This window comes from Bradyrhizobium sp. USDA 3364, assembly GCF_054056355.1.
The window spans coordinates 2,822,839-2,841,094 of the sequence record NZ_JBSRYG010000002.1 but is presented as its reverse complement, the minus strand read 5'-3'; the positions used below and the strand labels follow the sequence as shown (position 1 = coordinate 2,841,094).

The 18,256-nt window shown below is 64.1% G+C and carries 18 protein-coding genes and 1 pseudogene; 8 read left to right on the top strand and 11 right to left on the bottom strand.

What is annotated here, in order from left to right:
• Positions 1 to 121 precede the first annotated feature (121 nt).
• From ugpB to ACVILL_RS13290, 6 genes and pseudogenes are all read left to right on the top strand, one after another.
• Positions 122 to 1,439: pseudogene (gene ugpB, locus ACVILL_RS13315) on the top strand (sn-glycerol-3-phosphate ABC transporter substrate-binding protein UgpB).
• Positions 1,440 to 1,622: 183 nt separating this feature from the next.
• The gene (gene ugpA / locus ACVILL_RS13310) at positions 1,623 to 2,504 is read left to right on the top strand and encodes a sn-glycerol-3-phosphate ABC transporter permease UgpA (protein ID WP_456729457.1); all 882 of its coding nucleotides are present in this window, start codon (positions 1,623 to 1,625) and stop codon (positions 2,502 to 2,504) included.
• Positions 2,504 to 3,352, top strand: coding sequence for a sn-glycerol-3-phosphate ABC transporter permease UgpE (gene ugpE, locus ACVILL_RS13305; protein WP_456729456.1), 849 nt, complete (start codon positions 2,504 to 2,506; stop codon positions 3,350 to 3,352). Before ugpA ends, ugpE begins: the two co-directional genes overlap by 1 nt.
• Before the next feature lie 3 nt (positions 3,353 to 3,355).
• Positions 3,356 to 4,438 carry a sn-glycerol-3-phosphate import ATP-binding protein UgpC gene (locus tag ACVILL_RS13300; protein ID WP_456729455.1) on the top strand — a complete coding sequence of 361 codons (1,083 nt, stop codon included), beginning with the start codon at positions 3,356 to 3,358 and terminating at the stop codon, positions 4,436 to 4,438.
• A gap of 170 nt (positions 4,439 to 4,608) precedes the next feature.
• A complete protein-coding gene (locus ACVILL_RS13295) occupies positions 4,609 to 5,034 on the top strand; it encodes an Hsp20 family protein (RefSeq protein WP_021082592.1) in 426 nt (141 codons plus the stop codon).
• Positions 5,035 to 5,084: 50 nt separating this feature from the next.
• Complete coding sequence (locus ACVILL_RS13290) at positions 5,085 to 5,354, top strand: BQ00720 family protein (RefSeq protein ID WP_456729454.1); 270 nt, start codon at positions 5,085 to 5,087, stop codon at positions 5,352 to 5,354.
• 87 nt (positions 5,355 to 5,441) lie between these two features.
• Here ACVILL_RS13290 and ACVILL_RS13285 read toward each other — a convergent pair whose 3' ends face one another.
• A complete protein-coding gene (locus ACVILL_RS13285; RefSeq protein WP_456729453.1) occupies positions 5,442 to 5,789 on the bottom strand; it encodes a DUF6665 family protein in 348 nt (115 codons plus the stop codon).
• Between the two features lie 230 nt (positions 5,790 to 6,019).
• Between ACVILL_RS13285 and ACVILL_RS13280 the strand changes: the two genes are divergently transcribed.
• A complete protein-coding gene (locus ACVILL_RS13280; RefSeq protein ID WP_456729452.1) occupies positions 6,020 to 6,577 on the top strand; it encodes a cytochrome P460 family protein in 558 nt (185 codons plus the stop codon).
• A gap of 7 nt (positions 6,578 to 6,584) precedes the next feature.
• On the opposite strand, the gene ACVILL_RS13275 is transcribed toward ACVILL_RS13280, so the two are convergent.
• From ACVILL_RS13275 to ACVILL_RS13265, 3 genes are all read right to left on the bottom strand, one after another.
• A complete protein-coding gene (locus ACVILL_RS13275) occupies positions 6,585 to 8,114 on the bottom strand; it encodes an AMP-binding protein (RefSeq protein ID WP_456729451.1) in 1,530 nt (509 codons plus the stop codon).
• 144 nt (positions 8,115 to 8,258) lie between these two features.
• Positions 8,259 to 9,389 carry a DUF5938 domain-containing protein gene (locus ACVILL_RS13270; protein ID WP_456729450.1) on the bottom strand — a complete coding sequence of 377 codons (1,131 nt, stop codon included), beginning with the start codon at positions 9,387 to 9,389 and terminating at the stop codon, positions 8,259 to 8,261.
• Positions 9,390 to 9,425: 36 nt separating this feature from the next.
• On the bottom strand, positions 9,426 to 10,229 hold the full coding sequence (locus ACVILL_RS13265) for an SDR family NAD(P)-dependent oxidoreductase (RefSeq protein WP_456729449.1): 804 nt from the start codon (positions 10,227 to 10,229) through the stop codon (positions 9,426 to 9,428).
• A 315-nt stretch (positions 10,230 to 10,544) separates the two neighbouring features.
• Between ACVILL_RS13265 and ACVILL_RS13260 the strand changes: the two genes are divergently transcribed.
• Positions 10,545 to 11,183, top strand: coding sequence for a TetR/AcrR family transcriptional regulator (locus tag ACVILL_RS13260; protein ID WP_456729448.1), 639 nt, complete (start codon positions 10,545 to 10,547; stop codon positions 11,181 to 11,183).
• A 91-nt stretch (positions 11,184 to 11,274) separates the two neighbouring features.
• Here the strand turns inward: ACVILL_RS13260 and ptsN are convergent, their stop codons facing one another.
• The 7 genes from ptsN to ACVILL_RS13225 form a co-directional block, all read right to left on the bottom strand.
• Positions 11,275 to 11,736, bottom strand: coding sequence for a PTS IIA-like nitrogen regulatory protein PtsN (gene ptsN / locus ACVILL_RS13255; protein WP_456729447.1), 462 nt, complete (start codon positions 11,734 to 11,736; stop codon positions 11,275 to 11,277).
• A 230-nt stretch (positions 11,737 to 11,966) separates the two neighbouring features.
• Complete coding sequence (hpf, locus tag ACVILL_RS13250; RefSeq protein ID WP_456729446.1) at positions 11,967 to 12,566, bottom strand: ribosome hibernation-promoting factor, HPF/YfiA family; 600 nt, start codon at positions 12,564 to 12,566, stop codon at positions 11,967 to 11,969.
• A 215-nt stretch (positions 12,567 to 12,781) separates the two neighbouring features.
• Entirely contained in the window at positions 12,782 to 14,437 is a 1,656-nt protein-coding gene (rpoN, locus tag ACVILL_RS13245; RefSeq protein WP_456729445.1) for an RNA polymerase factor sigma-54, read from the bottom strand.
• A gap of 90 nt (positions 14,438 to 14,527) precedes the next feature.
• Positions 14,528 to 15,514 carry an LPS export ABC transporter ATP-binding protein gene (lptB, locus tag ACVILL_RS13240; RefSeq protein WP_456729444.1) on the bottom strand — a complete coding sequence of 329 codons (987 nt, stop codon included), beginning with the start codon at positions 15,512 to 15,514 and terminating at the stop codon, positions 14,528 to 14,530.
• 354 nt (positions 15,515 to 15,868) lie between these two features.
• Positions 15,869 to 16,609 (bottom strand): LptA/OstA family protein, encoded by a 741-nt coding sequence (locus ACVILL_RS13235; protein ID WP_456729443.1) that lies wholly within the window; start codon positions 16,607 to 16,609, stop codon positions 15,869 to 15,871.
• A complete protein-coding gene (gene lptC / locus ACVILL_RS13230) occupies positions 16,606 to 17,331 on the bottom strand; it encodes an LPS export ABC transporter periplasmic protein LptC (protein ID WP_456729442.1) in 726 nt (241 codons plus the stop codon). Before lptC ends, ACVILL_RS13235 begins: the two co-directional genes overlap by 4 nt.
• Positions 17,332 to 17,500: 169 nt before the next feature.
• Positions 17,501 to 18,115, bottom strand: a complete 615-nt coding sequence (locus tag ACVILL_RS13225) for a ribonuclease D (RefSeq protein WP_456729441.1) — start codon at positions 18,113 to 18,115, stop codon at positions 17,501 to 17,503.
• Positions 18,116 to 18,256 lie beyond the last annotated feature (141 nt).

The following is an 18,256-nucleotide window of genomic DNA, read 5'->3' as shown; positions in this document are numbered from 1 at the left end:
CGCTTCCCTTTGCTGCGGCTTCCCCCCTACCATGGCTTTCGTTTATACGGTCATTTGAACGTCATCCGGCGCTGATAACGCGCGCAACGAAAGATGACGTTCCAACCGGGAGGGGCTTTTGATGATTTTCCGACGACTGGGCGCTGCTGCTGTAGCGGCCGCCGCGCTTGCATTCGCGTCGCCTGCATTTGCGGTGACGGAGATTCAGTGGTGGCACGCGATGACCGGCGCCAACAATGACGTCATCGTCAAGCTGGCCAACGACTTCAACGCCTCGCAGTCCGACTACAAGGTGATCCCGACCTACAAGGGCGGCTACGCCGATACCATGAACGCCGGCATCGCCGCGTTCCGCGCCGGCAACGCGCCGGCCATCATGCAGGTGTTCGAAGTCGGCACCGCGACGATGATGGCCGCCACCGGCGCCGTGAAGCCGGTCTACAAGCTGATGGCCGACGCCGGCGAGAAGTTCGATCCGAGCGTCTATCTGCCCGCGATCACCGGCTACTACTCAACCTCGAAGGGCGAGATGCTGTCATTCCCCTTCAACTCGTCGTCGACCGTGATGTGGGTCAATCTCGACGCGCTGAAGAAGGCCAACATCGCGGAGATTCCGAAGACCTGGCCGCAGGTGTTCGAGGACGCCAAGAAGCTGAAGGCGGCCGGCTACAATACCTGCGGCTTCTCCGGCTCGTGGGTCACCTGGGTCAATCTCGAGCAGCTTTCGGCTTGGCACAACGTGCCCCTCGCCAGCAAGGCCAACGGCCTCGACGGCTTCGACACCGTGCTCGAATTCAACGGCCCGCTGCAGGTCAAGCATCTCGAGAACCTGGTCGAGCTGCAGAAGGACAAGACCTACGACTATGCCGGCCGCACCAACACCGGTGAAGGCCGCTTCACCTCGGGCGAGTGCCCGATCTACCTGACCTCGTCGGCGTTCTTCGGCAACGTCAAGGCCCAGGCCAAGTTCAACTTCACCGCGGCGCCGATGCCGTATTATCCCGACGTCAAGGGCGCGCCGCAGAACTCGATCATCGGCGGCGCCTCGCTCTGGATCATGGGCGGCAAGTCGGCGGAGGAATACAATGGGCGTCGCCAAGTTCCTGACCTTCCTCTCGGACACCGACCGCCAGGTCTGGATCCACAAGGCCTCGGGCTATCTGCCGATCACCAAGGCGGCCTACGCCAAGGCCAAGGAAGAGGGCTTCTACAAGGACCAGCCCTATCTGGAGACCCCGCTGCTCGAGCTCACCAACAAGGAGCCGACCGAGAACTCCCGCGGTCTGCGCCTCGGCAACATGGTGCAGCTGCGCGACATGTGGTCGGAGGAGATCGAGCAGGCGCTGGCCGGCAAGAAGACCGCCAAGCAAGCGCTGGACTCGGCCGTCGAGCGCGGCAACCAGATGCTGCGGCAGTTTGAAAAGACCGCCGTTCACTGACATGATGCGCTAGAGCGCGATGAGATCGAGTTGAATCGTCACCGCGCTTTGGCTTCTTGTTTGAGCATGATCCTTCCGAAAAAGCGCTTCGCACTTTGCGCTAACGCGGCCCTCCGGGTCCGGATCATGCTTTAGGCACCCGGCAGGCCGCACGCCCGCGGCCTGCCCCTTTCTTTCGAGATCATGCAAAAGCAAGCGATCTTCCAATCCAAGCTGTTGCCCTACGCGCTGGTTGCCCCGCAACTCGCGATCGTCCTGATCTTTTTCTACTGGCCGGCCGCGCAGGCGGTGATCCAGTCCTTCCTGCTGCAGGACGCCTTCGGCCTGTCCACCAGCTTCGTCTGGTTCGAGAACTATCTCGACCTGTTCAAGGACCCGGCCTATTTCGCCGCGATCGTCAGGACCTTCGCGTTCTCGTTCGCGATCGCGGTGTCCTCGCTGTCGTTTGCGCTGCTGCTCGCCGTCATGGCCGACAAGCCTCTGCGCGGCTCGATGCTCTACCGCACGCTCTTGATCTGGCCCTATGCGGTGGCCCCGCCGGTCGTCGGCGTGCTCTGGGTATTCATGTTGCATCCCTCGCTCGGCGTGCTGTCGCGCTATCTGCGCGCCATGGGCATCGACTGGAATCCGCTGCTCGACGGCAACCAGGCCGCAGCCCTGATCATCCTCGCCGCAGCCTGGAAGCAGATCTCCTACAACTTCCTGTTCTTCCTTGCGGGACTGCAAAGCATCCCGAAGAGCGTGATCGAGGCCGCCGCGATCGACGGCGCGCGTCCGATGCGGCGGTTCTGGACCGTGATCTTCCCGCTGCTGTCGCCGACCATCTTCTTCCTCTTGGTCATCAACATCGTCTACGCCTTCTTCGACACCTTCGGCATCATCGACACCATGACCCGCGGCGGCCCCGGCAAGGCGACCGAGACGCTGGTCTACAAGGTTTATACGGACGGCCTGCTCGGCGGCAATCTCGGCTCCTCGGCGGCACAATCGGTCATCCTGATGGTCATCGTCATCGTGCTGACCGGCATCCAATTCCGCTTCGTCGAGCGCAAGGTGACCTACTGATGGTCGAGGAAGAGGGCTTCCAGCGCTATCTGGCTCACATCATCCTGTGGATCGGGATCGCGATCGTCGCCTTCCCGGTTTATCTGGCGATCATCGCCTCGACCCAGGACAACGCCGTCATCGCCAACGGCCAGATGTCGCTCCTGCCCGGCGGCCATTTCCTCGAGACCTACTACCAGACGCTGTTTGTCGGCACGAGCGGCTCGACCCGCGAGCCGGTGCTCAACATGATGCTGAACTCGCTGGTCATGGCGCTCCTGATCGCGGTCGGCAAGATCGCGATCTCGATCATCTCGGCCTACGCGATCGTGTATTTCCGGTTTCCGTTCCGGATGGCGATCTTCTGGATCATCTTCATCACCTTGATGCTGCCGGTCGAGGTGCGCATCTATCCGACCTACAAGATCGTCGCCGATCTGCATCTGCTCGACAGCTATGCCGGCCTGTCGCTGCCGCTGATTGCATCGGCCACCGCGACGCTGTTGTTCCGGCAGTTCTTCATGACCGTGCCGGATGAATTGCTGGAAGCCTCGCGCATCGACGGCGCCGGCCCGTTCCGCTTCTTCTGGGATACGCTGCTGCCGCTGTCGCGCACCAACATGGCCGCGCTGTTCGTGATCCTGTTCATCCTCGGCTGGAATCAGTACCTCTGGCCGCTGTTGATCACCACGCGCGACGACATGCAGACCATCCAGGTCGGCATCCGCAAGATGATCACCACGACCGATGCGCTGACCGAATGGCCTGTCGTGATGGCGACCGCGCTGCTCGCGATGCTGCCGCCGGTGTTCGTGGTCGTCGTGATGCAGAAGCTGTTCGTGCGCGGATTGGTGGAGACGGAAAAGTAACCCATGGCTAACGTCACGCTGCGCAGCATCCGCAAGACCTATCCCGGCGGCTTCGAGGCCATCAAGGGCGTCGATGTCGACGTCGGCGACGGCCAGTTCTGCGTGCTGGTCGGCCCGAGCGGCTGCGGCAAGTCCACGCTGCTGCGTATGGTCGCCGGGCTCGAGACCATCACCGGCGGCGAGATCGACATCGGCGGCCGCGTCGTCAACCAGGTCGAGCCCGCCGACCGCGACATCGCGATGGTGTTCCAGAACTACGCGCTCTATCCGCATATGAGCGTCTACAACAACATGGCCTACGGCCTGCGCAACCGCGGCATGGCCGAGGCCGAGATCAAGACCCGGGTCGAGGAAGCCGCGCGCGTTCTCGAGCTGTCGCCGATGCTGGAGCGCAAGCCGCGCCAGCTCTCCGGCGGCCAGCGCCAGCGCGTCGCGATGGGCCGCGCCATCGTGCGCCAGCCGAAGGTGTTCCTGTTCGACGAGCCACTGTCGAACCTCGACGCCAAGCTGCGCATCGCGATGCGGGTCGAGATCCGCAAGCTGCAGCGCCGGCTCAACACCACCTCGATCTACGTCACCCACGACCAGCTCGAGGCGATGACGCTGGCCGACATCCTCGTGGTCATGAATGGCGGCCAGGTCGAGCAGATCGGCAATCCCTTGGAGATCTACCAGAAGCCGGCCACCACCTTCGTCGCCTCCTTCATCGGCGCGCCGCCGATGAACCTGATGCCGCTGCGCTCGGACGAGCTGAAATCCCAGATCGCGGGCGCCGACGGTGCCGGCATCGTCGGGATCCGGCCGGAGGATTTCGTGATCTCCGGCGAGGCCGCGACCGGCGGCGTGGCGCTCGGCCTGACGGTCGAGGCGATCGAGCATGTCGGCGCCGAGACTTTTGTTTATGGCAGCCGCCAGCGCGAGGAGCAGGGGGTTGCCGCCAATCCGGGCGAGCTGCCGCCCGGCGAGGTGATCGTCCGGGTTCCCGGCGTCACCGGCCCTGCGATCGGCGAGCGGATCCGGGCCGTCGCGCCGCGAGACAAACTGCACCTTTTTACCGCCGATGGCCGGAAGCGGGTCGCCGGGTAACCGATCGGGAAGAATTTACCCTCATGTTGCGGGCGTTTAGGCTGGTTTCGGGGCTGCTTGAACGCTATCCAGATCGCCCCCATATCCCTCACTGACCGGAGGCCAGACGGCCCGCCGGTTGCATGGGGCGCCGCAAGGGCCCCTCAAAGTCGCTTCGAGAGGACTTTGTAATGTCTCGTGTTCCATCGTTGTCCAGTCCGTTCCTTCTGGGATTCGACGAGATCGAGCGTGCGCTCGACCGCGTCGTGAAGGGCGCCGACGGCTATCCTCCGTACAACATCGAGCGGTGCGACCGTACCAACGGGCAGCCTGAGCGGCTCCGCATCACGCTGGCGGTGGCGGGTTTCACCCGCGACCAACTCGATGTAACTATTGAGGAAAATCAGCTCGTCATCCGCGGCCGTCAGCAGGACGACAAGGCTCGGCAATACATCCATCGCGGTATCGCCGCGCGCCACTTCCAGCGCACCTTCGTGCTGGCGGAGGGGATGCAGGTGCTGGGCGCGGATCTGAAGAACGGGTTGTTGTCGATTGACCTCGCCAGGCCGGAACCTGAACGGGTCATTAAGACAATCGCTATCAATGAGCACGAATAATAGAAACAACGAGCGGACTCGACCGCTTATCTGACTGAGGAGTCGAGACCATGAGTGAACTGAGTACCACGACCATCGGATCCGACGCCGTGACGCCGGAAGCGCTGGCCCATCTGGGCGAGGGTCATATCGCCTATGTGAAGCAGGTCCGTTCCGAGGACGTGCCAGATCTCTTTCCGCAGGCGCCCAAGATCGCGCCGGGCCTCAAGCTGTTCGCACTGCATGCCGCCGACGGCACGCCGATCATGCTGACCGACAGCCGCGAAGCCGCGATCGCGAACGCCTGGAGCAACGAGCTGCAAGCCGTCAGCGTCCACTGACGCAGATTTCCCAATAGGGTGCTGAGTTCAGCATCCGCGAATTCAATGCGCAGGCATGCCTCGACACCGAGGCGGCCCGCGCATTTTTTATGGCGATGTGGTCGATGTGGCGAGCATCGGGCCCATGCTGAGCTGCACCTCGCCTGGAACGTTGTAGTCGCGCATCAGCAGGCGATTGTTGCGCAACCCGCAGGCCTCCCGCTGCACCACGAACATCCAGAGCGCATGGCCGGCTTCCCGCACCAGGAGGCGGCGTGCTTGTTGTGTTGAAGCCGGCGCTTCTGCGCTCGGGTACGCGGCATCGAACTCGCGCAGCTTGGCGAGAGCCTGTTCCAGCGCACGGCCCATCCGACCGAGTGCGCTCGCGCGTTCTTCGGCGAGCTCGTAGGCGAGGACGTCGACGGGAACACGATCAAGGCGAAAATCGCGGGACATCAGTCATCCCTGGTTCGCACACACAATGTTGCGCACACCCCGTCTTCTGGCGTCATCACCCGGTTGTCAATAGGCGCTCGCGGCTTCGATCACTCCAAGTCGAGCATGGCCGCGGCTCCATTTCGCTCTGTGCAATTCCGTGCTGTAATCCGGTCCCGTGAATGGCAATGCGACAAAGGAATTTCCAGCAAGAATTATCCGCCGCCAAATCGATTGAAGGAGATGCGACCATGCGGAAGAGTTCGCTGATCAATCTCGTTGCTTCGGTGTCGATTTCCGTCCTGGCGACCGGTGTCGCGCTTTCCGCGCAGGACAAATACAGTCTGCAAGTGCCGAATGGGCTCGCATTCTCCGAGTTCAGGGGATACGAGGACTGGTCCGTGATCGCGATCAGCGAGAACGAAGGTGTGATCGCCGTGATCCTGGGCAATCCGGCGATGATCGGCGCCTACCGGGACGGCGTGCCCGGCAATGGCAAGCCGTTCCCCGATGGCGCCAAGATGGCGAAGATTCACTGGATCCCGAAGAAGCAAGAGGCGTATCCCGGTCAGCCGACCGTGCCGGGTGCCCAGCACGACGTTGATTTCATGATGAAGGACAGCAAGAGGTTCGCCGATAGTGGCGGCTGGGGATACGGCGCATTCGAGTACGACGCGGCGACAGATGTGTTCAGGCCCGCCAACACGACGGACAATCCGCCGCAGGAAAACGACGCCAAGTGCGGCTATGCCTGCCACACCGTGGTGCAGAACCGCGACTATGTGTTCACCGAGTACGGCAAGAGGTGAAAGCGACCTAGTGCTCCGTCAGCCGCGCGCGGATGTCCGGTTTCAGCACCTTGCCGACCTTGGAACGCGGAAGATCGTCCCAGACCTCGATCTGCTTCGGCGTCTTGATGCTGCCGATCTGCTGCTTGACGAAGGCGGCGAGCGCCGTCGCATCGATCGTGTGGCCGGCGCGCGGCTGCACCACGGCAACGATGCGCTCACCCCATTTGTCGTCGGGCAGCCCGATCACGGCGCAGTCCTGCACCGCCTCGTGCGCCCGCAACGCGTTCTCGACCTCGATCGAATAGACGTTGAAGCCGCCGGTGATGATCATGTCCTTGGCGCGGTCGACGATGTAGAGATAGCCGTCGCCGTCGATGTAGCCGATGTCGCCGGTGTGGTGCCAGCCATGCACTGATGCTTCGCGCGTCGCCTCCGGGTTCTTGTAATAGCCGTCCATGACCAGCGAGCCGCGCACCACGATCTCGCCGCGCACTCCCGCGGGCAACAGCTTGCCGTCGCCACCCATGATCCCGGCCTGCACCAGCGGGCCGATCCGCCCCGCCGACGACAGTCGCTGCATTGCGATCGTGCCGTCCGCATTGTAGTGATCGGCGGGCGGCATCATCGAGATCATCATCGGCGCCTCGGTCTGGCCGAACAGCTGCGCCATCGGTCCGATCCGCGTCAGGGCTTCCGCAAGCCGCGTGGCCGAGATCGGCGCCGCGCCATACCAGAAGCATTGCAGCGAGGTGAGATCGGCCGCATCGAGCCCGGGATGATCGAGCAGCATGTAGATCACGGTCGGCGGCAGGAAGGTGTGGGTGACGCGATAGCGCTCGATCAGCGCCAGGAACTCGCCGATGTCAGGGTGGTGCATGATCACGACGCGGCCGCCGAGCGTCATGATCGGAAAACACAGCACCCCGGCAGCATGCGTCAACGGCGCCAGCGCGAGATAGATCGGACGGCCCTTGAACGGGTAGCCCATCAGGGTGAGTGCGGTCATTGCCTCGATGTTGCGCCCCGACAGCATCACGCCCTTGGGCTTGCCGGTGGTGCCGCCGGTGCCCGGGATCATCGCGAGATCGTCGATCGTCTCGCGCTGAAAGACATCATCGGCGAGCCCGCCGAGCCAGCGGTCGAACGACGGTGCGAACGACAGCTCGGTATCGAGGCAGACCAGGGTACGCAGCTTGGGCAGCTCCTGCCTGACGGCTTCGACCATCGGCGCAAAGCTCGAATGAAACAGCAGCAGGCTGCAATCAAACTGGTCGAGGATGAACTTGTTCTCGGTTGCTTCGTTGCGCGGATTGATCGGGCACCATACCGCCGCGGCGCGCGAGATGCCGAACACGCAGGCGAAAGCGAGCGGATCGTTGCCGGACAGGATGGCGACCTTCTCGCCGGGAGCGATGCCCGACCGCTCGAGCCCGCGCGCGATCCGGTAGCTCAGCCGCTGCACCTCGCCGTAGCTGAGGTCGCGTCCATCCAGGGTGAGGCACGGCGCGTCGGCGCCGAGCGAGGCACCCTTGTCGAGGTAATCGATGAAGCGCATGGCGGCCTCGCGAGAGGGCGCGGGTGACGCGCGACTGCGTCACCCGCGGATAGTGCGCTTTCGAGCAAGGCAGGTACCGGTTCCGCTTGACGAAAACGCTTCAGGGAACGGAGTGTCGAGCCCCGATCCGATCGGGGCTCGAGCTCAATCGTGCACGGTCAGGACCGGCTTGCCGACCAGGCCGAAGCTGCGCAATTGCCCGAGCAGCTCGTGATGGCCGAACGCCTGGCAGCCGGAGGCGAAGCCGACGCGCTTGGGCGGCTGCTGCAGCAGATAGGCCGCCGCAAAGGCCTGCAGCATGCCGGTCTGCTTGTAGTTGCAGTTGCCGTAGATGACGCAGTGCGCGCGCCCCAGCGGGCCGGAGGCATACACCGAGTCCATCGACTTGTTGACGCGCGGGTTCTCGCGCGGCGGCATGGTGTTCATCACGCCGGCCGCGGTCTGCGCCAGCGCGGCGTAGCGCTCGTCAGGCTTCATGTCCTTGGTCGCCTCCAGCGCGGCGGCGACGATCTGCGGCACGCCCAGCATCAGCGCGCGATTGAACACGCCGCCCAGCACCTTCACATTGGCCACGCGCGGATCGCGCTTGAACCACACCGGGTGCGAGGTGCCGCCCCAGGGCAGCGCCAGCGCCAGCTCGTGCTGGCCGGGGATGACGAGGTTGTAGAGGCCGGCATCGGGCTGATGCTCGACGTACTTGTTCTGCTCCAGGTAGTACGCCTTGGCCATCGCGGCGTTGACCAGGATGGTCTGCGTCGAGGCGATGGTCGGGCTGCCGCCCCAGAACACGGCGATATCGAGCGTATCGAGGCCGGGCGTCTCCAGGCACAGCTGCGCGGCGATCTCGCCGGTGGTGTACATCTGCGCGATGCCCGGCGCCAGCAGCAGGCCGGCATTGGCGAACTTCGCGCTGAACTCCTGCTCGAGCGTAATCAGCCAATCCTGCTCGCCGGTGGTGTCGGTGTAGTGGCACTTGGCAGCGAGGCAGGCCTGCACCACCTCGACGCCGAACTTGGCGAACGGGCCCACGGTGTTGAGCACCACCGCGGCGCCCTTGAACAATTCGGTCAGCGCGGCCACGGTGTGCGGCACCGTCACCACCTCGTAGTCGGCGGTCTCGATGCCGGCCACGTTCGACTTCATCGCCGCGTCGAGCTTCTCGGCGCTGCGGCCGGCGGCGATGAAGGGGATGTTGTACTCGCGCAGATATTCGCAGACCAGCCGGCCGGTGTAGCCGGACGCGCCATAGACAATGACGGGCTTCTTGTCGCTCATTGCGTTCCTCCGAAATGCTTGTTGTCGGCGTTGTTGCTACATGCCCATGCCGCCATCGACCGGCAGGCCGATGCCGGTGATGAAGCGGGCGTCGTTCGAGCACAGGAACACGGCGGCGTCGGCGATGTCGGAGACCTCCGCGAGCTTGCCGAGCGGCGTCTGCTCCACCACCGAGCCGACCGCGGCGTTGACGTCGGGCGCGAGACCGATCTTCACGATGTCGTTGGCGAGCTGCAGGCCCATGTCGGTCGGGATCAGGCCGGGATAGATGCAGTTGACGCGCACGCCGTAGCCGAGCTTGCCGGCTTCCATTGCGCCGACGCGGGTCATGCGGTCGACTGCGGATTTGGTGCCGGAGTACACGGCGATGCTCGGGAAGGCGATCGTCGCGGCGACGGACGCGATATTGACCACCGCGCCGCCCTTGCCCGCGGCGCCCCCCGGCCGCATCGCGCGGAAGGCGTGCTTCATGCCGAGCACGGTGCCGACGATGTTGACGTCGCACATGCGGCGCGCGTCCTCGGCCTTGATGTCGGCGACCAGCGAGGTGATCTCGATGCCGGCATTGTTGATCAGGATATCGAAGCCGCCGAGGCTTTCGACCGTTGCGGCGGCGGCCCTCTCCCATTGCGCGTCGTCGGTGACGTCGAGCTTGACGAAGCCGGATTTCACGCCGGCCTTGGCGATCTCGGCTGCGCTGGCCTTGCCGGCGTCATCGAGGATATCGCCGATCATGACCGCGGCGCCGGACCGCGCCAGCGCCTGCGCGATCGCCGCGCCAATCCCCCGGGCGCCGCCGGTGACCAGGGCTTTCCTGCCTTCAAGGCTCTTCCCACTCATGACGTATCCTCCCTTCGCTTGGTGATTGACGGGTGCAACGCGGGCCAGCAGAGCGCGCATTTAAAGCGCATTAGTGGTCGCGGCCGGCGTCGGCGAGCGCAGCGTTGGCGCGCCCGGCGGTGCATTTCCTCCTGTTTTGTCGATTGGTCAGCCGTCTTGACGGTTGTCCAAATTATTTGCCCAACCCTCGTCCAGGAACTTGACACTTGTCAAGTCAGAATTTGACAAGTGTCAAAGAGAATGATGTGAAGGGATGGAGCGCGCCGCGGTCGCCGCGGTATAGTCGTCGAAGGGAAGACAGAGGAAAGGCACGAGATGGCGCGGCAAGCGACAGGAGCGGCCCAGCGCGTGGCTGTAGCGGCCGAGACGCTGCGCGACGAGAAGTTCAACGCACGGCGCATCGAGCTTGCCGAGGCCGCGCTGGAAACGCTTGGCGAGCTAGGCTTCGCCCGCACCAGCCTTCGCGAGATCGCGCAGAATTCCGCATTCACGCACGGCGTGTTTCACTACTATTTCAGTGACAAGCTCGATCTGATCTGCTGCTGCGTCCGTCACTACAAGGCGAAATGCGTGACGCGCTATGACGAGGTGGTGGCGACGGCACGAAGCCGCGACGAATTGACCGAAGGCTTCCTCGCCAAGCTCGCGGCAACGCTCGAGAACGAGGCGCGCATGCACCGGCTCTGGTACGATCTGCGCTCGCAGGCGATGTTCGAACCCGCGTTTCGCAAGGACGTGCTCGAGATCGACAAGAGCCTGGAGGCGATGATCTGGCGCATCGCCACGCGCTACGCCGAGCTCGGCAACACGCGCCCGGCATCGTCGCCGGCTGCGCTCTACGCGCTGTTCGACGGCCTGTTCCAGAGCGCGCTGCTCCGGCATCTCGCTGACGACGAGAAGTCTGTTCCGGACCTGCTCGACGAGGTCCGCCGTCTGCTGCCGACGATCTGCTGAGTTCGACAACGCATTGGCGTGCGCCGACGCGTGACGAACCGACTATGCCCTGATGACAGTTGCGCGAATGACGTGCGCGAGCGCCGAGTGATTATGCCGCGCTTGCCGGCGGCAGCGCCAGCACCGAGTAGATCGCCTGCGCGTCGCGCGAGGCCCGCAGCTTCTTGGCGACGTCCTGGTCGCGCAGCAGGCGGGCGATCCGCGCCAGCGCCTTGAGGTGGTCGGCGCCGGCCCCTTCGGGCGCCAGCAGCAGGAAGATCAGGTCGACCGGCTGGCCGTCCATCGCCTCGAAATCGATCGGGCGCTCGAGGCGGGCGAAGAAGCCGAACAGCTTTTCGAGCTTCGGCAGCTTGCCGTGCGGAATGGCGACGCCGTAGCCCACCGCCGTGGTGCCGAGCTTCTCGCGCTGCAGCAGCACCTCGAAGATGGCGCGTTCGTTCTGCCCGGTCAAAGCCGCCGCTCGCGCGGCGAGTTCCTGCAGCGCCTGCTTCTTGCTGATGACTTTTAGAGCCGGGAGAATCGCCTCGGGTGCGACCAAATCGGTAATCGGCATTGGGACGTTCCGAGGTGAATGACCGTCAGGTTGCGAAATAGGCTTTACAGCGGCGGCGTCAAGAAGATGAGGTGGGATGCGGGCTTAGCCCGGGTCCGTTTGGCAGGGCTTCTACTCCAACGTATCGGCGGTGCCAACACCTGCAAACCCTGTTCCGCCCCCGTATTGCTGGAGGCGGCGGACCATAAGCAGGGCCGGCTTCGGACGTCAATGCCATCTGCCAACTATCCTCAGGGGCTCACCGCGGGCGGGTCGACCCAGCCGACATTGCCGTCCGTACGGCGGTATATGATGTTCAACCGGCCACTGCCGCCATGCTGGAACACCAGGCAGGAGGCGCCGGACAGATCGAGCTCCATCACGGCTTCGCTGACCGAAAGCCGTTTCAGCGCGGTGGTTGCCTCGGCAATGATCACCGGGCTGTATTCGGTGACCTCGTCCTCGTTCTCCGGCGCCTCGATGACGTAGCTCGGCGCGTCGAGTCCGACGCCGTTCAATTCGGCGAGCGCTGCGCTCGCAGCATAGGCCTTGCGGGCCGAGCGGTCCTTGAGCCGGCTCTTGTAGCGACGCAGGCGCTTCTCGATCATCAAGAGCGCGGCGTCCGCGCTGGCATAGGCGTCGGCAGCGTTGGATTCGGCTTCCAGCGTGATGCCGGAATCAAGATGCAGCGCGCAGTCGGTTCGGAAGCCGAAGCCATCCTTGCTCAGCGTGATGTGACCGGAATAGTTGCCATCAAAATACTTTCGCAGGACCTCGTTGGTGCGCTCGCTGACGCGGTCGCGGAGCGCCTCGCCGATGCTGATGCTCTTTCCCGAGATTCGAAGGGTCATTTGATGCCTCAATTGCTGGATGCCTCGATCACTCTTGCAGGAGCATGGTGCTTGCTGGCTTCCGGTCTCCTCCTTCTCTGGACGACGCTTCACCTGGTAAGTTCACTTGGAAAGGAAAGCTCACTTGGAAAGATTGAGACTATCGCGATTTGGCGCGAACGCAACGAGCGCATGGACTAGTCCGGACTTGGACGGGGCAATGCTCAAGAAGTAGCCTAAACGGGGGCTGTGTCGCGCGACCGGTCGGACGAGGAGGCAGGAGCCGAAAGGGCATTACCAAGCATGCTCTGTTTGTCACGGCGGCGCTGCACCGAGGATGGTATCCGCATCGCCTCGCGGTACTTCGCGACGGTGCGACGGGCGATATCAATGCCCGAGGCGCGCAAACGTTCCACGATCGTGTCGTCCGAGAGGATCGCCGACGGCGCCTCGCCGTCGATCAATTGCTTGATGTGGTGACGCACCGCCTCCGCCGAATGCGCCTCGCCGCCGTCGGCGGACGCGATCGACGCGGTGAAAAAATACTTCAATTCAAAACTGCCGCGATTGGTCGCCATATATTTGTTGGCGGTGACGCGCGACACCGTCGATTCATGCATCTGGATCGCATCCGCGACCGCTTTCAGATTGAGCGGCCTCAAATGCGCGACGCCGTAGGTGAAGAAACCATCCTGCTGGCGAACGATTTCGGTCGCGACCTTCAGGATGGTGCGGGCGCGCTGATCGAGCGCGCGCACCAGCCAGGTCGCGTTCTGCAGGCAGTCGGTGAAGTACGACTTGTCACCGTCCTTGCGGATCGTCTTCGACAACTCAGCGTAATAGGTCTGGTTCACCAGGACGCGCGGCAGAGTGTCGCTGTTGAGCTCGACGTGCCAGCCGCCATCGGGACCCGGACGCACATAGACGTCGGGCACCATGGTTTGCGTCCGCGAGGTGCCGAACTTCAGACCCGGCTTCGGATCGAGCCGGCGGATCTCCGCGATCATGTCGGTGATGTCTTCGTCGTCGACGCCGCACAGCTTTCGCAGGCCTGCGATGTCGCGCTTGGCGAGCAGGTCGAGATGCTCGACCAGCGCCTGCATCGCCGGATCGTAGCGATCGAGTTCGCGCAGCTGGATCGCCAGGCACTCGCTCAGGTTTCGCGCGCAGACGCCCGGCGGATCGAATTTTTGCAGCACGGCGACGACCTCGTCGACCGCTTGCTGCGATGCACCGAGCCGCTCGGCGGCCTGGCCGAGATCGGCCGGCAGGTAGCCGGCGTCGTCGACCAGGTCGATCAGGTACTGCCCGATCATGCGCTGCGCCGGCGCCGAGAACGCCACCGCGAGCTGTTCGGCGAGATGATCGGCGAGCGTCAGCTCGGCCGCCACGAAGGCTTCGAGATTGTACTCGTCGTCGCTCGAGGCGCCGCCGCCCCATTCGGTGTAGACCGACGGCGGAGCGTCCTGCGCGGCGCGCGCTGCAGCTTCCGCCGGCTCCTCGGAGAACACGTTGTCGAGCCCGGTGTCGAGCGTCTGCTCGATCTCGGCGCGGGTGCCGAGGTCGCGGTTCAGCCATTCCTCCTGGCCGGGCTCAAAGGCGGCCTCGCCGCCGGAGCCTGCGGCCATGTCGGCGTGGTCGCCATCGTCCCCGTAGCTACTGGAACCGTCGGAATCGTCGTAATCCGGCCGCTCCAGGGCCGGCTCGCCCGCGACCGGCGGCTCCGGCCCATCGGCCGCCCGCTCGAGCAGCGGATTGCGCTCCAGCTCTTCCTCGACGAAGGCCGACAGGTCCAGGTTCGACAGTTGCAGCAGCTTGATCGCCTGCATCAGCTGCGGCGTCATCACCAGCGACTGCGACTGGCGGAACTCTAGTCTTTGCGTCAGCGCCATGGAGGCAAGATCGATTCCAAAAGTTGGCTCGATTCTTGCTTATCTTAGTCCGAAGCCGTTGTACACGGCTTGACGGACAGGAAAATAGCGCTACAGGCGGAATTCCTCGCCAAGGTAAAGCCGACGTACATCGGGATCATTAACGATCTCCTCCGGGCTTCCCTCAGTCAAGATCTCACCGGCATAGACGATGTAGGCGCGGTCGGTCAGTCCGAGCGTCTCGCGGACATTGTGGTCGGTGATCAACACGCCGATGCCGCGGTTGGTGAGATGGCGAACGAGGTCCTGGATGTCGCCGACCGCGATCGGATCGATGCCGGCGAACGGCTCGTCGAGCAGCATGTAGTTGGGGCGCGTCGCCAGTGCGCGCGCGATCTCGACGCGGCGGCGCTCGCCGCCGGACAGCGCGATCGACGGGCTCTTGCGCAGCCGCGTGATGTTGAATTCGTCGAGCAGCGAATCCAGCTCGTGCTCGCGCTTCTTCTTCGAGGGCTCGACCACCTCGAGCACGGCGCGGATGTTCTGCTCGACCGAGAGGCCGCGGAAGATCGAGGCTTCCTGCGGCAGATAGCCGATGCCGAGGCGCGCGCGCTGATACATCGGCAGCTTGGTGACGTCGTGGCCGTCGAGCTCGATCGCGCCGCGATCGGCCTTGATCAAGCCGGTGATCATGTAGAACACGGTGGTCTTGCCGGCGCCGTTCGGCCCGAGCAGGCCGACCGCCTCGCCGCGGCGCACATAGATGCTGACGCCGCGCACGACCTGGCGGCTGCCGAAGCTCTTTTCCACGCTATGCACAGCCAGATAGCCCGGCCGCTTGATCAGCTGCGGCGCAGCAGGCGCGCTGTTCCTGGCGGGTCTCGCGCGCGCCGGAGCCGGCGCTGCTGCGGGTTGGGATCGCGGCAGCTCGACCGCGGGAGCCGAGGCGGCGCGCGCCATCGGCGGCGCGTCGCGCACCGGCGACGTCATCATCTCGCCGAACTGGTCGCCGAGCGCCGTGATGTCGTCATGCGAGCGCGCAAATCCGGTACTGCGTTTCGCAGGGCGCCGCCGGAACATGCCGAGAAAATCCACCATCCCCGCTTCGCTTCAGCCTTTCACGGTGATCCCGCGACTTTGCCCGCGCACCAAACGATTCGCACGCGAACCCGCAAGCATAAACCGGAAAACCGGATACCGGCCTTTCCTCGCGGCAAAAGCGGACGCGTTTGCGCGGAGATCATGCTCGAACAACACGGCAAAGCGCGATCACCCGCGCCTTGAATGAATGGATGCCCCTGTCCCGGCCAACGCAAGTCCCCCTCGAGGCGCACGTTCGGCCGGGCCGCAGCAGTAGATACAGTCTCACCCCGCGCGCTTCAACCTCGCGGCCGCAAAATATTATCTAACCGATTGATTCTGCTGGACCTTACGTGAAGCTTACTTGGCCGCCTATTTGGGCTTGTTGCCGGGGATCAGCTGAAGCGGCGACGGGGCGGCCGGAGCTGTGCCGGGGGCGGCCGGCGTTCCGCAGCCGCCTTTGCCGTTCTGTCCGCCCTGCGACTGGATGAACAGGCCCTGCACCTTGCCATTGTCGGATTCCACCCGCGAGACGCCGGTGGTCATGTCGACCAGCAGGCGGTCGCCGCGCAGCACGTTCTGGCACTGGGTCAGCACCACCTGGCCGCCGCCGCCACCGAGCATGGTGATCAGATTGGTCTTGGTGTCGAAGATCGCGGTCTCACCGGTGACGATCTGGTCCTTCTGGGTCACCACGACATTGCCCTTCGCCTCCAGCCGCTTGATCGAGGACGCGCCGCCGGGGCCGGGCGTCGCCGACTGCATCGGCGCGCTGCCCTTGGCGGCGGCACCCTTGGTGGCGGTCGGAGCAGGCGCCGGCGTCTGGCTCGATTTATCCTCGTAGAACACCACCAGCACTTTCGAGGTCATGGTGGTGTCGCCCTGCACGACCTTCACATTGCCGGAGAAGGTCGCCTCCTTTTTCTTGTCGCGCATTTCGAGCGCGGCAGCCTCGATCTGGATCGGCTGGTCGCGGTTCTGCGAGAAGCCCTGCATGGCGTTGGGAACGCCTGACATCGAGCCCTGCGCGGACGCAGCGCCCGCTGCGAACAGTGCGAGCAGAAGGGCGGCAATTGCCGTGCCGTGCGGAAAACGTCTCATCATCAAAATCATTTCGTGTTGGCGGATTTGCGCGCCTTCGGAGGCGGCGGAGGTGGAGCGGGCTCGGTCGGCGGGCTCGCATCGTTGTCGCCGAGCTTGTCGAGATACATCACGACATTGCCTTCGAACCGCACGAGCTCGCCGCTATTGTAGATCCTGAGCCGGTCCGATGTCAGCGTGCCCTGCAGCAGCTTGACGTCGACATGCTCGTCCGACGTCACGTTGCCTTTGTTGATGTCGACGAAGGCCTGCGTCAGTTTCGCTTCATAGCCGGTGGACGACTGCAGGAAGATGTCCTGGCGCAGGTCGAGCAGTTGCTTCTTGTTGTCGAAGAAGCCGGTGCGCGCATCCATCGTCACGGTCGACTGATCCTGCTGCGCGACCTTGGCGCGGATCGTCTTCAGCTCGACGTGATCAGGATCGGTGACGTCCTGGATCGCCGCCTTGGCCCACATCTCATAGGGCCGCCCGTCGGTCGAGAAGCCGGCGATGTGCGGCGATTCCATCGTGATCTTGGTGCCCGACACCACGAGATTATCCATCTCGACCGGCAGCTTCGGGATCATTTCGCGGAAGGGATTGAAGACTGCGATGTAGAGCAGCAAGGTCATCGCCAGCCCCACCACCGCAGGCACCGCGACGCGCAGGATCCGCACCATGCGGCTGTGCCGCGCGGCGGCGGCAAAGCGCGCCTCGAGGCCCGTCACATAGGCTGGATTCTGTACCGAATTCACCTGAGCTCCAGAGGCACGAAATTGCCCCTATCCTAGCCGGAGCCGCCCAAATATGCAGCCCGGACCTCGCGTCGCGCCCCGCGGGAGACCACGCGTGAACAGTTTGGCCGAAACGGGGCGGAATTGCTCCCGGCGCGATGAATCCGGCGCCCATCATTAATGGGCGAAATCATGAATGGGCGAAGATGTCCTCGGCCTCCCAGCCGTCGAGATCGAGCCTGGCGCGGGCGGGGAGGAAATCGAAGCACGCCTGGGCGAGATCCGTGCGTCCCTCGCGCGCCAGCATCACATTCAATTTTTCGCGCAGCGCATGCAAATGCAGCACATCGGACGCGGCGTAGGCGAGCTGGGCCTCGCTGAGGCTCTCCGCACCCCAGTCGCTCGACTGCTGCTGCTTCGACAGTTCCACGTTCAGCACCTCGCGCACCAGATCCTTCAAGCCGTGGCGGTCGGTGTATGTGCGCGACAGGCGCGAGGCGATCTTGGTGCAATAGACCGGCTTCGGCATCACGCCGAAGGTGTTGTAGAGCACCGCGACGTCGAACCGCGCAAAATGGAAGATCTTGGTGACCTTGGGATTGGCGAGCAGCGACTTCAGGTTCGGCGAATCGGTGTGGCCCTTCGGAATCTGGATCACGTCGGCGGTGCCGTCGCCGTTCGACATCTGCACCACGCAGAGCCGGTCGCGATGCGGATGCAGTCCCATGGTCTCGGTGTCGATCGCAACGGAGTCGGTGTAGCGAGTGAGATCGGGCAGGTCGCCGCGATGCAGGCGGATGGTCATGCTGTCAAAAACCTCGTCGAATCGCTCTCGGGACAGGCTATCGTCCAATGTCCCGACAGGCGAGCGTGCATCAAGCCTTGGGTTGCGTCCCGGCATCAGGCCCGAAACGGACCGAACGCCGCCGCATGTTCCGCTGGCACG

Coding starts and splice junctions, on each gene's coding strand:
- ugpA (WP_456729457.1), top strand. CDS start 1,623: ATGCAAAAGCAAGCGATCTTCCAATCCAAGCTGTTGCCCTACGCGCTG.
- ugpE (WP_456729456.1), top strand. CDS start 2,504: ATGGTCGAGGAAGAGGGCTTCCAGCGCTATCTGGCTCACATCATCCTG.
- ACVILL_RS13300 (WP_456729455.1), top strand. CDS start 3,356: ATGGCTAACGTCACGCTGCGCAGCATCCGCAAGACCTATCCCGGCGGC.
- ACVILL_RS13295 (WP_021082592.1), top strand. CDS start 4,609: ATGTCTCGTGTTCCATCGTTGTCCAGTCCGTTCCTTCTGGGATTCGAC.
- ACVILL_RS13290 (WP_456729454.1), top strand. CDS start 5,085: ATGAGTGAACTGAGTACCACGACCATCGGATCCGACGCCGTGACGCCG.
- ACVILL_RS13285 (WP_456729453.1), bottom strand. CDS start 5,789: ATGTCCCGCGATTTTCGCCTTGATCGTGTTCCCGTCGACGTCCTCGCC.
- ACVILL_RS13280 (WP_456729452.1), top strand. CDS start 6,020: ATGCGGAAGAGTTCGCTGATCAATCTCGTTGCTTCGGTGTCGATTTCC.
- ACVILL_RS13275 (WP_456729451.1), bottom strand. CDS start 8,114: ATGCGCTTCATCGATTACCTCGACAAGGGTGCCTCGCTCGGCGCCGAC.
- ACVILL_RS13270 (WP_456729450.1), bottom strand. CDS start 9,389: ATGAGCGACAAGAAGCCCGTCATTGTCTATGGCGCGTCCGGCTACACC.
- ACVILL_RS13265 (WP_456729449.1), bottom strand. CDS start 10,229: ATGAGTGGGAAGAGCCTTGAAGGCAGGAAAGCCCTGGTCACCGGCGGC.
- ACVILL_RS13260 (WP_456729448.1), top strand. CDS start 10,545: ATGGCGCGGCAAGCGACAGGAGCGGCCCAGCGCGTGGCTGTAGCGGCC.
- ptsN (WP_456729447.1), bottom strand. CDS start 11,736: ATGCCGATTACCGATTTGGTCGCACCCGAGGCGATTCTCCCGGCTCTA.
- hpf (WP_456729446.1), bottom strand. CDS start 12,566: ATGACCCTTCGAATCTCGGGAAAGAGCATCAGCATCGGCGAGGCGCTC.
- rpoN (WP_456729445.1), bottom strand. CDS start 14,437: ATGGCGCTGACGCAAAGACTAGAGTTCCGCCAGTCGCAGTCGCTGGTG.
- lptB (WP_456729444.1), bottom strand. CDS start 15,514: ATGGTGGATTTTCTCGGCATGTTCCGGCGGCGCCCTGCGAAACGCAGT.
- ACVILL_RS13235 (WP_456729443.1), bottom strand. CDS start 16,609: ATGATTTTGATGATGAGACGTTTTCCGCACGGCACGGCAATTGCCGCC.
- ACVILL_RS13225 (WP_456729441.1), bottom strand. CDS start 18,115: ATGACCATCCGCCTGCATCGCGGCGACCTGCCCGATCTCACTCGCTAC.